Origin of the sequence: Bradyrhizobium sp. DN3, from assembly GCF_041357655.1 — a bacterium.
Classification (GTDB): domain Bacteria; phylum Pseudomonadota; class Alphaproteobacteria; order Rhizobiales; family Xanthobacteraceae; genus Bradyrhizobium.
Map to the genome: position 1 here is coordinate 290184 of NZ_JAULLN010000005.1, position 13515 is coordinate 303698.

Annotated in this window: 9 protein-coding genes; 2 read left to right on the forward strand and 7 right to left on the reverse strand. The window is 64.3% G+C overall.

What is annotated here, in order from left to right; all coding sequences use genetic code 11:
• Positions 1-12: 12 nt before the first annotated feature.
• The 6 genes from AAE027_RS10580 to AAE027_RS10605 all read right to left on the reverse strand — a co-directional run bounded on the left by AAE027_RS10580 (position 13) and on the right by AAE027_RS10605 (position 8497).
• A complete protein-coding gene (locus AAE027_RS10580; RefSeq protein WP_091878166.1) occupies positions 13-1341 on the reverse strand; it encodes an ATP-binding protein in 1329 nt (442 codons plus the stop codon).
• A complete protein-coding gene (locus tag AAE027_RS10585; RefSeq protein WP_370987715.1) occupies positions 1338-2051 on the reverse strand; it encodes a response regulator in 714 nt (237 codons plus the stop codon). Before AAE027_RS10585 ends, AAE027_RS10580 begins: the two co-directional genes overlap by 4 nt.
• Positions 2052-2141: 90 nt before the next feature.
• Positions 2142-4103, reverse strand: a complete 1962-nt coding sequence (locus AAE027_RS10590; protein ID WP_370987716.1) for a MacB family efflux pump subunit — start codon at positions 4101-4103, stop codon at positions 2142-2144.
• Between the two features lies 1 nt (position 4104).
• Entirely contained in the window at positions 4105-5334 is a 1230-nt protein-coding gene (locus AAE027_RS10595; RefSeq protein WP_370987717.1) for an efflux RND transporter periplasmic adaptor subunit, read from the reverse strand.
• Entirely contained in the window at positions 5331-6857 is a 1527-nt protein-coding gene (locus tag AAE027_RS10600) for an efflux transporter outer membrane subunit (RefSeq protein WP_479714215.1), read from the reverse strand. The genes AAE027_RS10595 and AAE027_RS10600 overlap by 4 nt, the downstream gene beginning before the upstream one ends.
• A 1271-nt stretch (positions 6858-8128) precedes the next feature.
• Positions 8129-8497, reverse strand: coding sequence for a hypothetical protein (locus AAE027_RS10605; RefSeq protein WP_370987719.1), 369 nt, complete (start codon positions 8495-8497; stop codon positions 8129-8131).
• A gap of 297 nt (positions 8498-8794) precedes the next feature.
• On the opposite strand from AAE027_RS10605, the gene bamA reads away from it, so the two are divergent.
• Together bamA and AAE027_RS10615 are read left to right on the forward strand one after the other, a co-directional pair.
• Positions 8795-11308 (forward strand): outer membrane protein assembly factor BamA, encoded by a 2514-nt coding sequence (gene bamA, locus AAE027_RS10610; protein ID WP_370987720.1) that lies wholly within the window; start codon positions 8795-8797, stop codon positions 11306-11308.
• Positions 11309-11499: 191 nt separating this feature from the next.
• A complete protein-coding gene (locus AAE027_RS10615) occupies positions 11500-12432 on the forward strand; it encodes a helix-turn-helix domain-containing protein (protein ID WP_370987721.1) in 933 nt (310 codons plus the stop codon).
• Between the two features lie 27 nt (positions 12433-12459).
• Here the strand turns inward: AAE027_RS10615 and AAE027_RS10620 are convergent, their stop codons facing one another.
• Entirely contained in the window at positions 12460-13386 is a 927-nt protein-coding gene (locus tag AAE027_RS10620; protein WP_370987722.1) for a catalase family peroxidase, read from the reverse strand.
• Between the last annotated feature and the right edge of the window lie 129 nt (positions 13387-13515).

The window sequence follows — 13515 nt, forward strand, 5'->3', positions numbered from 1 at the left end:
ATTGCCGCGCCTTTATGTCCGAGGTTTGCCCGAATTGTCGCAGGCAGCGCTCGAAAGCTGCAAGCGGACGCGCAGGCCGCTGGGCTTATTGTCGAGCAGCTGAAGCGTTCCATCATGTGCGATCACGATCGCCTGCGCGATCGAAAGGCCGAGGCCGAATCCGGCCCTCTCGTCCATGTTGCGGGCGTCCTCTCCGCGCACGAAGGGCTCGAGCATCGCCGCCTTCCTCTCATCGGGAATGCCGGGTCCGTCGTCGGAGACGTCGATGACGATCTCGTTTCCGGGCGTCGACAGTTCGACGCGGACGTCGGTTCCGAATCGCGTTGCGTTCTCGACCAGATTGGTGACCGCGCGAATGATCTCGTCCGGCCGCATGACGAACGCGGCACGGTCGGGGCCGGAATAAGTCACGGCGTGTCCGCAATCCGAGAACTGCTCGCAGACCATTTGAAGGAGCGCGGCAACGTCCACCAGGGTCGGCTTGACAGAGCTTTCGTTGCGCAGCAACGAGAGCACCGATTCGAGCATCGATTGCATCTGGTCGAGGTCGCGCACGGTCTGCATGCGCTGCGCCGCATCCTCGATATATTCCGAGCGCAACCGCAGCCGCGTGATCGGCGTGCGCAGGTCATGGCTGATGGCTGCGAGCATGCGGGTTCTGTCGTTCATCAGCGTGGTGATGCGCTCGCGCATCCGGTTCAACGCTCTTGCCGCGGACCTGATCTCCTCCGGACCGTTTTCGGGCAGCGGCGCAGATGATCCGTTCAAGCTGAAGTCCTCTGCAGCGCGCGCGAAGGCCGACAACGGCGAGGAGAGCGCGCGACCGGCCCAGACGCCGAGCAGCGTCACGCTCGCCACCAGGAACAGCAACGTAGAGGTCCAGAGGCCGCTGACGAAGGCCGGCATTTTGGGCGATCCGATCGTGGCCTCGAGCACGTCGTCCTTTGAGAGGTGAAACCACACACGATCGTGTTCTGACGTGCTGCCGCGAATGAGGTCGACCTCACCGTCGAGCGGCGACGGGACGTTCAGTGTCCGCTCCGGCAATGGCACGGTGGAGGCGGAAACGCCTTCCAGCAATTGAAGCTTCAACGCGGGAAAGGTTCGGCTGACGTTCTCGAGAACGAGAGCTCGCTCGGCTTGTGGCGTGTTGGCGATGATCCGAACGATCAGCGCAAACTGCTCGAGCGGCCTGTCAGCCAGAATTTTCGGACGGTTGAGCAGGAAATAGCCGGCGATCAGGACATGGATGAGGATCAGCGACACCAGCACCAGGGCCGCGATCTGGCCGCTGATCCGCCTGAAGCTGAACAGCGTGACGATGTCGGCGGCGCGGCTCATGCCTCCTCCACCACAGGCGTGAAGATGTAGCCGCCGGTGCGGACGGTCTTGATCACGGACGTCCCTTCCGTGCGGTCGAGCTTGCGGCGCAGCCGGCTGACCAGCACGTCAATGCTGCGGCCAAAGCTTGCGCCGGCACGTCCCCGCGTCATGCTGAGCAGGCTGTCACGGGTCAGGATGCGGCCGGCCCGTTCGCAGAAGGCTTGCAGCAGGTCGAACTCGGCGCTGGTCAGCGGCACCTGCGCGCCCTCGGGATCGCGCAATTCCCGCAAGCGCAGATCGATCGTCCAGCCCTGGAATTTCAGCCGGCTCGCCGTCGCGCTGGCCGCAAGGCCGCTCGATTGCCGGCGCAGGACGGCGTTGATCCTGGCGAGGAGTTCGCGCGGGTTGAAGGGTTTCGGCAGATAGTCATCGGCTCCCATCTCGAGGCCGAGGATCCGGTCGAGATCCTCGCCCCTCGCGGTGAGGATGATGATCGGGGTCGTGGAGTCCATGCGTAGGCGACGGCAGAGGCTCAAGCCGTCCTCGCCCGGTAGCATCAGGTCGAGCACGATTAGATCGACGCGGTTCTGCGCCAGGTGACGGTCCATCTCTTTGCCGTTCGTGACGGCGTCGACCGAGAATTTGTGATCGCGCAGATAGCGCGCGATGAGGTCGCGAGTCTGCTGATCGTCTTCGACGATCAGGATGCTCTGCGTGCCGTTTGTCATGATTGAGATCGCATCGGGGCTGCCGATCGTTGGTCGATGTGCGGACGATTGTCTCGTCCGAAGAACTACGGTCATGGGGCAATCCTACGGTCAGTCACGGCTCAACGCCACCACGGGGTCGAGGAAGGCGGCCCGCCGGGCCGGGAAGAAGCCGAAGGCGATCCCGATCCCCGTCGAGGTCAGGAACGCCGCGCCGATCGAGAACGGCGAATAGCTGACCTGGAATCCCGGGATCGCGATGTTGATCACGGTCCCGAGCAGGATCGCGACGACAATGCCGGCGATGCCGCCGATGGACGAGATCAAGGTCGCCTCCACCAGGAACTGCTGGAGGATGTCGGTGCGCCTGGCGCCGACCGCCATGCGTACGCCGATCTCGCTGATCCGCTCCGAAACGGACACCAGCATGATGTTCATCACGCCGATGCCGCCGACGATCAGCGAGATCACCGCGATCGCCGCCACGAGGAAGGCCAGGGTCTGCGTCGTGCTCGTGATGGTGCGGCGGATGTCGTCGGTGTTGAGGATGACGAAATCCTTGACGTTGTGCCGCCGTGTTAGCAGCGTGGTGACCGCATCCTGCGCCAGCGCGGTCGAGATCTCGTCGCTGATCCGGAGCAGGATGCTGCGGAGCGAGCGGTCGCCCGTGAACTGCGCCTGCACGGTGGTGTAGGGAAGATAGACCGAGAGGTTCTGGTTCGAACCGAAGCCGCCCTGCTGCTGGGCGATGACGCCGACGATGCGGCAGGGCACCTTGCCGAGCCAGATGACGCGGCCGATGCCTGAGGTCTGGTCGTCCGCGAAGAAGGTCTTGCGGGTATTGTCGTCGATGACGGCCTGCCGCTCGATATTGCGGACCGCATCGGTGTCGAACAGGCGTCCTTTCGCCAGCTTGGCGCCCTTGACCTGGAAATAGCTCTCGCCGACGCCGTTCACCAGCACGTTGGATTCGTTGCCGCGGTACCGAACGGTGCTGCTGGTGGAGACCGTCGGCGTGACCCCGGCAATGAAGCTCTGGCGGTCAAGCGCGCGGGCATCGTCGAGCACCAGCGTCTTGATCTTGCCGGCACGGGCATCACCAAAGTCCTTGCCCGGAAAAACCTCGATCGTGTTGGTGCCGAGGCTTGCGATATCGGACAGCACCTTGCGCTGCGAGGCGTTGCCGAGCGCGACGACAGACGATACCGCCGCGATGCCGATGATGATGCCGAGCATCGTCAGGAAGGCGCGCAGCCGGTGCGCGGCCATCGCCACCAGCGCCATCCGCGATGCTTCGCGCAGCCGTCGCCACGCACCGGACCAGCCGGAGTCGCCGTCCCAGGACGTCCGGACAATCGGAGCGGACGGCTCCGCGATGACGGCGGTCGCGGCGCGGCGGTCGGCGGCGATCCTGCCGTCGCGCAGCTCGATGATGCGCTCGGCCCGCGCGGCGACCTCGGAATCGTGGGTGACGATGATGATCGTTCGCCCCTCGCGGTGCAGCTCGCCGAGGATACGCAGGACTTCCTCGCCGCTACGTCGGTCGAGGGCGCCGGTGGGCTCGTCCGCCAGGATGACCTCGGCCCCGTTGATCAGTGCGCGCGCGATCGAGACGCGCTGCTGCTGGCCCCCCGAAAGTTGGTTCGGGCGATGGCCGCGCCGGTCGTTCACGCCCAGTCTTGCGAGCAGCTTCTCTGCGCGCGTGCGGCGCTCCCGGGCCTTCATTCCGGCATAGACGGCGGGGATCTCGACGTTCGCGCCAGCCGAGAGGTCGCCGAGCAAATGATAGCGCTGGAAGATGAAGCCGAAATGCTCGCGGCGCAGCGCCGCCAGCGCATCGGCATCGAGCTCGGAGACGTTCTTGCCGGCGACCCGATAGGTGCCGGAGGTCGGACGGTCGAGGCAGCCGAGGATGTTGAGCAGGGTCGATTTGCCCGATCCGGACGAGCCGATGATCGCGACCATCTCGCCGGGCTGGATGCTGAGCGAGAAGTCGTCGAGTGCGATCACACTTGTGTCGCCGGCTGCGAACTCACGCCGGACGTTCTGAAGCGCGATGATCGGATCGGTCATGTCACGGACCTCCCGGCGGGCCGCCCGGCATGCCGTGCGATGCGGTCTGCTCGTTCGCTTCTCCGGTGACGACCCGTTCGCCCTCGTCGAGACCGGACCTGATCTCGACCGTGGTGCGGTCGTTGAGGCCGGTCTTGACCTCGCGCTCGCGAACGTCACCCGACGCGTCGAGGGTGCGGACGGTGCTGCGGCCGTCGGATTTGCGTGTCAACGCAAGCGCGGGGATGACCTTCACGCGTTTGGCCTCGCCGGTGACGATATGCACCTCGGCGGTCATGTAGGTTCGTAGCGCAAGGTCCTTGTTCGGGACGTTGAAGACACCGATGTAGTAGATCGCCGTGCTGGTCGAGCTCGACGAACTCGTGCTCGAGGTCGAACTGGTGGTGGTCGAAGAGAAGCTGGCGTCGCTCTTGATCGATTCGGGCGCCGGCTCGATCTGCTCCAGCCGGGCCTCGTAGCGATGGTCCTGGTCGCCGAGAATGGTGAAGTAGAGCGATTGCCCGGGCCTGACCTTGACGATGTCGGCCTCTGAGATCTCCGCCCGCACGGTCATCGTCTCGAGCTGGCCGAGCACGACGATGGTCGGCGCTGACTGCACCGCGTTGACGGTCTGTCCCTCCTGCACCACGGTGGCGAGCACGGTGCCGTCGATCGGTGCGGTGATGCGGGTGTATTCGAGGTTCACCCGCGCCGTCTCGACGCTGGCCTCGGCACCCACGATCAGCGCCTCCAGGGCCGCGATCTGGGCCCGGGTCTGGCGCACGGTCGAATCCGCGCTGTCGAAATCGCTGCGCGACGTCGCACGCTGCGCCAATGTCGCCTGCTGGCGTGCCAGGTTGGCCTCGGCCAGCACGAGCGCGGCCTCCTTCTCGACCTTCTGTGCACGGTAGTTCTTCAGCGACGCCTCCGAGCTCCGCAAATCGTTCTGCTTGGTGACGGGATCGATCTGGGCGATGACGTCCCCGGCCTTGACGCTGTCGCCGACGCGCACGTTGAGCGCGGTGATCCGGCCCGACACTTGCGCGCCGACGGCGGTCAGTCGCGCCGGCTTCAGCGTGCCGCTCGCGAGCACCTCCTCGCGCAAATCGCTGACGGTGACGGGCGCGGTGATGTAGGATTGCGCCTTGTTCGATGTGCCCGGAAAGCGCGTCGCCGCGACGACGCCGGTGACCACGGCGGCAATGAGCGCGGCAGTGATCTTCAGCCGCCTGGCGGTGATGATGGCAGTCACTTGACCGTCTCCCGCCGGTGAGGTCCCGTGCCCGCGTCGACGATGATCGGCGCCGATACATCGATCGGATCGGCCCAGCCGCCGCCAAGCGCCTTTGCCAGCGCGATGTAGTCCTTGGCCGCCGACACCTTGCTCTGGATCAGTGAATCTTCGGCTGAATAGAGCGAACGCTCGGCGTCCAGCACGTCGATGAAGCTGGCGCTGCCGGTCTCGAACAGCGATCGCGACAGGCGCGCAGCCTCGCGATAGTTCTTGGCTGCTTCGGACAGCTTGGTGGCGCGTATCCGTTCGCGCGACAGCGAAACCAGCGCGTTCTCGACATCCTCGAGCGCGGTGAGCAGGGTCGAATGGAAGGTGGCGAAGGCCTGGTCGCGTTGCGCTTCGGCGATCCTGACCGCCGCCTGTCGCTTGCCGGCGTCGAACACCGGCACGGTGACCGAGGGGCCGACCGACCAGCTCACGCTGGAATATTTGGCGAGATCGCCGGCCCGCAGCGCCGACGTGCCGACCGAGCCGGTCAGCGACACCGCCGGGTAGCGGTCGGCTTCGGCTTGCCCGATCTTGGCGGTCGCCTGCGCCAGCTTGCGCTCGGCGCTTGCAACGTCGGGACGGCAGGTCAAGAGATCGGCGGGTATGCCCGTCGGCAGCGGCATCCGCGGCGCAGGCACGGGTGCGGACTGCGCCAGCAGCGAGGCGACACCATCGGGCGGCCGTCCGAGCAGGATTCCGAGCCGGTGGATGTCGGACGCGAGCGCGGCCTGATAGGTTGGAACGTTGGCTTCGGTGCTGGCGGCTTGCGCAGTGGCTTTGGCGAGATCGACGGCGTTGCCGCTGCCGGCCTCATATTTGCTGCGGGTGAGTTTTTCGGTGTCGCGCTGCGAGACCGAGGTGCGCTGCGCCAATGCGATCCGGGCCTGATAGCCGCGCGCGTCGACATAATAGGCGGCAACGTCGCCGATCAGCGTGACGAGGCTGTCGCGCAGATCCTCGACGGCGGATTGCTCGGAGCGCAGCGCCGCCTCGATGCTCCGTTGCGTGCCTCCGAACAGATCGAGCTCCCAGCTCGAATCGAAGCTCGCCTGGTGCAGCGCGTAGGGCGCGCTGTCGACGAGGACAGAGCTGGATCCCGCACTGGTCTTGTTGTCCGTCACCGAGGCCGTTCCGCTCACGGAGGGAAGCAGGCCTGCGGTGGTCTGCTGCAACGTGGCGCGCGCCTCGCGCACGACCGCTTTTGCCTTCGCGACATCGGGGTTGGCCTCGACGGCTTGCTCGATAAGCCGGTTGAGCAGCGGGTCGCGCAGGCGCAGCCACCAACGATCGAGATGGCTGGTCTGCCGTCGGGAGAGGGATTTGCTCCAATGCGAAGGCAGGTCCAGCCTGGGCGGACCGGCATAATCCGGCCCCACCGCGCAGCCCGTCAGTGAGCCGATCATCATCAGCGCGACGCAAATCGATCCGGCGTGCGAACGAGCTGCGTGCAGCAGGCGGGGCGTCGAATGATGGTTCTCCTTTGCGGATGGCATGGGAACGACGAAGAACAAGTGTGACGGCATCAAATCGGCTGAAATCCATTGGCCTGACCCCGGGAAAGGGCTCCGGCGACCTTCCGAGGGGAAGGACGAGACAGGGCCACTAGCCGGGGGATCGTGGCCTTTCGACAGGCGGAATGTTGCTGGATATGAACAGATGTTGCCCGACATCTCGGCGCCGGGCGAGACTGCCCGTCGGGCAAAACACCGCGCTATTCCGACACGCATCGGTGTCAAGCCGCGCCTGCAAAAAGATTATGCTTTACCGAAATTCGGATTTATCGTATGTGTTGCCCATCCTGGCTTACCCTTGAGGGGCGATCATGTGTCGTGATGATCGCAGAGCCGGGGAGCGGTGGACGCGGCAGTGTCGGGCGCGAAAGCTAAGGGCAGGGCGGATTGCTCTCCGTGAGCCCAAGGCTTCGTGCGGACGAACGGCGCTGTCAGGTTCGTCTCGCCAGCAAGTTTCCGGCTCCGTCGACAGGGGTTGGAAAAACTGCTGCGAATAGCGAACCGCGCGTACGGCAAAACCGTGTGGTCCTGGCCGTCGTTGCTACGGTCAAGCCCTGGCGGATGCGGCATTCGTGTCAACCGGCGCGGTGCCGGCGACTTTCGCTGGGGTGAGGGAGGCCAGAAGGAACTCGGCTCCCGGGAGAGCGCGGCATAAGCCGTCCGACCACTGCGCAGGGAAGGCCGTGTGTTCGGCTTCACCTGTATGCCGCTGTGCAGTTTTTCTGCGTGTGCCTTCGCACAGCGGACCGTGGGTGCCAGCCGGCACCCGGCCTTCCCTGCACCCTCTTTCTTTGGGGGCGATGGAGAGAGCAAAGCTCGGGCGAAATGCGCCGCGAGGATGCGAAGCCGTGTCTGCAACGCAGATGTGAATTGGAGAACGACGCCGTTGCCCCTTGCTCCGTCATTGCGAGGAGCCCTTGCGACGAAGCAATCCAGAATCTTGCCGCGGAGGGATGCTGGATTGCTTCGCTGCGCTCGCAATGACGAGATTGGGGCGAGCGCTAACCACACACTCGCTGTCATCGCCCGGCTCGACCGGCGTGAATTGGAGGACGACGGCGGCGCCCCTTGTTCCGTCATTGCGAGGAGCCCTTGCGACGAAGCAATCCAGAGTCTTTCCGCGGAGAGATTCTGGATTGCTTCCGCCTACGCCAAGGCTTCGGCGGACAAGTCGCTGCGCTCGCAATGACGATGTTGAGAGAGCGAGCGCCACGCTGCGCGCTCGTACACCGGACGGACACGAGAGCGTCCCATCACCACGAAATCGGTATTCTCTGCGCAAATCCACCCAAATCCGAATCAGGACTCAACGGCTGGCGGTCGAGCGGCCGGTTGTTGTTCTCGCGCGCGAACGAGGCGCCCGGCGGCAAGGCATAGTCGCTGAACTTGCGCTCGCCGGGGAGCACCTCGGTCCCGCCATCCAGCCAGGACCGCTTGCTGACATAGAGCCGCGTATGCGGACCGGACTGGTAGGAACGATTGGGACCGTGCGGGCCATACTCATAAACGGCATTTTGTGCCGTTCGCGATTGGTCGCGCTTGCCGGTGGTGGCGGCATATGCGGTGAAGGTCGAAGCGAGAAGGGCGACCAGCACCGCTCTGGTCATGGCAATCGTGTTCATCGGCAAACATCCTTGCGGGTTCCTGATGTCGCCGCCTCTCGCACCGGCTTAAGGGCCTGTAAAGAATCCGGGCGTTGCGCGATGTTGCTGAACGTCAGCAAGGGCAAGCCGCCTGCGCGGCAGCTTCGACGCCGGTCGGTTGCCATTGACAGCCCGCGCGCTTGTCGTGGCCTCCACGTTCACGCCACTGATCAACCAATCAAATTCAACGACCGGAAACACTACAGCAATCTCAAAGCCACACCGCGGCCACAGCCGTCTCGTTTCAGAGCAGGCGAGGTACTGTTGAGGTGTGGAATGTCGTTTTTGCGGGCCTGGCTGGTCGTTGCGGCGGTAAGTGGCGTGTCGATTGCAAGCTCACTGCCGCTTGCGCTGTTGCCGCGGCCGGCGGCCGCGCAGGCGGTGGAGACGATCGTCGTCGAAGGCAATCGTCGCGTGGAGGCCGAGACGGTCCGCTCCTACTTCAGGCCGGGGCCCGGGGGGCGTTTCGATCAATCGGCGGTCGACGAGGGCCTCAAGGCGCTGATCGGGACCGGCCTGTTTCAGGACGTGAAGATCAACCGGGCCGGCGGCCGCATCGTGGTGTCGGTGGTCGAAAACGCCGTGATCGGTCGTGTTGCCTTCGAGGGCAACAAGAAGATCAAGGACGAGCAACTCTCGGCCGAGATCCAGTCCAAGCCGCGCGGCACCTTCTCGCGGGCGCTGGTGCAATCCGACACGCTGCGCATCGCCGAGATCTATCGCCGGTCCGGCCGTTACGACGTGCGCGTCACGCCTGAAATCATCGAGCAGCCGAACAATCGCGTCGACTTGATCTTCACGGTCGAGGAGGGCGTCAAGACTTCGGTCAAATCGGTCGAGTTCATCGGCAACAGCGCCTTCTCGGCCTCACGCCTGCGCGATGTCATCAAGACGCATGAGAGCAATCTGCTCAGCTTCCTCGGCAACAACGACATCTACGACCCCGATCGCGTCGAAGCCGACCGCGACCTGATCCGTCGTTTCTATCTCAAGAATGGTTTCGCCGACGTCCAGGTCGTGGCCGCGCTCACCGAATACGATCCGGAGAAGAAGGGCTTTCTCGTCACCTTCAAGATCGAGGAAGGCCAGCAATATCGGGTCGGAGCGGTGAATTTCCGCTCCAGCATTCTCGATTTCGATGCAGGCTCGCTGCGCACCTATTCGCGCGTCAATGTCGGCTCGCTCTACAACGTCGAATCGGTCGAGAAGTCGACCGAGGAGATGCAGATCGAGGCCTCGCGCCGCGGTTACGCCTTCGCCGTGGTCCGTCCCGGCGGCGACCGCAATTTCGAGACCCACACCGTCTCGGTCGTGTTCAACATCGACGAGGGACCGCGCACCTATATCGAGCGCATCAACCTGCGCGGCAACACCCGCACGCGCGACTACGTGATCCGCCGCGAATTCGACCTCTCGGAAGGAGATGCCTACAACCGCGCCCTGGTCGACCGCGCCGAGCGGCGGCTGAAGAACCTGGATTACTTCAAGAGCGTCAAGATCGTCACCGAGCCCGGCTCGTCGAGTGACCGCGTGATCCTGATCGTCGACATGGAAGAGAAATCGACCGGCGATTTCTCGATCTCGGGCGGCTACTCCACGACGGATGGCGCACTGGCCGAGGTCTCGGTCTCCGAGCGCAACCTGCTCGGCAAGGGACTCTACGCCAAGGCGTCCGTCAGCTATGGCCAGTACTCGCGTGGCATATCTCTATCCTTTGTCGAGCCCTACCTGCTCGACTATAGGCTGGCGCTCGGATTCGACACCTATTGGCGCCAGCAATTGTCGAACAGCTATACGAGCTACGGCGTGACGACGCTGGGCTTCTCTCCGCGCCTGGGCTTTGCGTTGCGCGAGGACCTCTCACTCCAGCTCCGCTACTCGCTCTATCAGCAGAGCATCACGCTCTCCAGCGCGTACAATAATTGTAACAACAGCGCATCGAACACGTCACTGGCCTTCAACCCGACGCCGGCCTACATCAAGAATGTTCTGGGCGGCGTCGACCCGACCAATTCCACGGACTCCGGCGTTTATGGATACGGCTGCTACGGCGACGGCGAATCGAGCTTGCCGGTCCGGAAAGAGCTGGCGAACGGCGCGACCTGGACGTCGGCGCTCGGCTACACCTTGAACTACAATACGCTCGACAACACCAAGAACCCCACCGACGGCTTGCTGATCGACTTCCGGCAGGATTTCGCCGGAGTCGGCGGCGATGTGACTTATCTGAAGACTGCGATTGACACGAAGTATTACGCGCCGCTCGTGTCCGAAATCGTCAGCGTGATCCACCTTCAGGGCGGTATCCTCAGCAAGATCGGCGACCAGGATTTGCGCATGCTCGACCATTTCCAGATGGGACCGAACCTCGTGCGCGGATTCGCTTCGAACGGCATCGGTCCGCGCGACATCACTTACTGGAGCCTGGGCGCGAGCGGCGATGCGCTCGGCGGCACGAAATACTGGGGCGCGTCGATGGAGTTGCAGATGCCGTTCTGGTTCCTGCCCAAGGAGGTCGGCCTGAAGGGCGCGATCTACGCCGATGCCGGCTCACTCTGGGGCTATCAGGGGCCAACGTCATGGACGGCCACCGGCGAAGTCAACACGGCGGCCTGTCCGACCTGCGGGCTGCAATATGATGACGGCAATGTGGTGCGATCGTCGGTCGGCGTCGGCCTGATCTGGGCCTCGCCATTCGGGCCGCTGCGCTTCGACTATGCCGTGCCGATCACCAAGGGCAAATACGACATCGTCCAGGAGTTCAGGTTCGGCGGCGGCACGTCGTTCTAGCGATGCGGCGCCGGCACCGCAATTCTCGTGTCGCGTGACGCACGTTCGCCATTTGATCGTGCGTTTGTGAAAACGTGTGAAGCTCGCCTCGTGCGCGCACGTGGACAGTCGCTTCCGGATGTTGGATAATGTGAGCCTGAAATTGCAGGACACTGTGGCCTGCACTCGGCTTCCACAGAAAGGCAAATCCGATGACGCAGGCAGGCGCCTATGGACAGAGGCTCGGGCAGTTCCTGCGTCTGAAGGAGGCGCCGCCCGCCCTGGTCACGCGCTCGCTGCGCAGCGCCGAGCTGGCGGTCACCGAAACCCGGAATGATCACCCGGTGCCCGGTCTGTCAGGTTCGCTGACCGCCGAAGACGCCTTTCTCGTAAGCCTGAAGCTTCACGACTACCCGGATTGCGAGCTCTGGGAGCGTGGCAAGTGTATCATGAAGGCGGACGTCCACGCCGGTACGACCTATCTCTACGATCTCAAGCGCGATCCGCGCTATGTGATCGACAAGCCGTTCCACTCGCTGTTTTTCTACATTCCGCGATCGGCACTCGATAGCATCTCCGAGCAGTGCAATGCGTCGCGGATCGACGAACTCGACTGTCAGATCGGCGTCGGCCATGACGACGGAATCATCCGCCACATCGGCGCGTCGCTGCAGCAAGGCCTGCGCAGGCCGGACGAGGCCAACCAGCTTTTCATCGACCACATGATGCTCGGGCTGACTGCCCATGTCGCCCAGACTTATGGTGGGCTCCAGCGCAGGGCCGGACCCACCCGCGGCGGGCTCGCTCCGTGGCAGGCGAAACGTGCCTGCGAGAGGCTGGAATCCGACCTCGGCGGCAAGCTCTCGCTGCAAAAGATCGCGACCGAGCTCGACCTCTCGGTCAGCCATTTCTCCCGCGCATTTCGAATTTCCGTCGGCCTGCCACCGCACCAATGGCTGCTTCATCAGCGGGTGAAGGCCGCCAAGCAGTTGATGACCGTTCGCGACCTGCCGCTGACGGAGATCGCGATCTCGGCCGGGTTCGCCAACCAGAGTCACTTCACGCGCGTGTTTTCCTCGATTGCCGGCGTCAGCCCGGCGGTGTGGCGCCGCGAGGCGCTCGGCGTCTTGCGCGCCGGGACGTGACCCCGCTGATCTGGGGCGCCAGTGCCCTCAACGGCGTTTCGCCAGTGAAATGGCGTAGGCGGTGCGCCGCGCCGCAAAGATCTCGTCCGGCGGATGACCGATGCCATCGGCGAGGTTGGCCGGATTGAAGATGGAGGCGTCGCAAGCCCGGTTCGGCTCGAACCCCGTGATCACGATCGTACCCAGGCGCACTTCTTCGCGGCTGTCCTCGTCCGGCCAGCGTATCGTCACGTCCATGACGGGGTCGCCGGGACGGTCGAGCAGCGCCATCACGTTGAAGCGGACATCGCCGGTAGCGATTCGTGTGTTCAGGTCGTCGTGCAGGAAGTCGGCCGGCTTCGTCTCGGCTTCCTGCTCGGTCAGCGTGATGTCGTCGCCGACCGGGGCGACCTTGAACTTGATAAAGCGCGTCTCGCCTCGCGCGCTGGTCGCCGGAAAGGCGTGCACGCCCCAATAGGTCGTGCCGGCAAAACTCCCGGGCAGCCGGCGCGCGGCGACGTAGTTCGCCTGATTGAGCGTTTCGGGATTAGCCGCCGAGAAAGCTGCGACCTTCGCCTCGTCTGGCCTGCCGTCCGACCCGGGGATGCGCGCCTCGAGGAAGGCCAGCATCTGGTCGGGCGTCCTTGCAAAATGCACGGGAGCGCTTTCCGTGAGGATGTCGGATCGATGATCCCCGTCGCCCAGTCTGAAGCTGAAGCCGCGCAGCACGTGGTTGTCGGTATCAGCGACGTTAGGATTGCCGCCGCCCACCGAGAAGCGTGCCAGCACGCGCGACGGTCTCGTGAAGCTCTGCGATCTCGTGACGTCCCCCGCGCGGTCCGACGGGGTGTAGGTGCCGCGAACACACCAGCCCTTGGCGAAGCTCGCGCGCACTTTCGGCGGATTGCCGGCGACGGCGTTCAGGGCGCCGACGATGGAGGCGGGTGTTGCGACGCCGTTCGGGCTCTCTGACAAGGCGGACCTCTCGCATGCGAGCCCCGCTTCTAGGCACGCTTCGGGTCATGAGTCTTTCCCAAAGCGGGCACGATTTGCCCGATCCCGCCACGATCGATGCTCGATCGATCGGGCAGCGACGACCCGTAT

Bases quoted from the DNA above. Each gene is read 5' to 3' on its own strand.
- AAE027_RS10615 (WP_370987721.1), top strand. From the start codon at position 11,500: ATGACGCAGGCAGGCGCCTATGGACAGAGGCTCGGGCAGTTCCTGCGT.
- AAE027_RS10605 (WP_370987719.1), bottom strand. From the start codon at position 8,497: ATGAACACGATTGCCATGACCAGAGCGGTGCTGGTCGCCCTTCTCGCT.
- AAE027_RS10585 (WP_370987715.1), bottom strand. From the start codon at position 2,051: ATGACAAACGGCACGCAGAGCATCCTGATCGTCGAAGACGATCAGCAG.
- bamA (WP_370987720.1), top strand. From the start codon at position 8,795: ATGTCGTTTTTGCGGGCCTGGCTGGTCGTTGCGGCGGTAAGTGGCGTG.
- AAE027_RS10590 (WP_370987716.1), bottom strand. From the start codon at position 4,103: ATGACCGATCCGATCATCGCGCTTCAGAACGTCCGGCGTGAGTTCGCA.
- AAE027_RS10600 (WP_479714215.1), bottom strand. From the start codon at position 6,857: ATGCCATCCGCAAAGGAGAACCATCATTCGACGCCCCGCCTGCTGCAC.
- AAE027_RS10580 (WP_091878166.1), bottom strand. From the start codon at position 1,341: ATGAGCCGCGCCGCCGACATCGTCACGCTGTTCAGCTTCAGGCGGATC.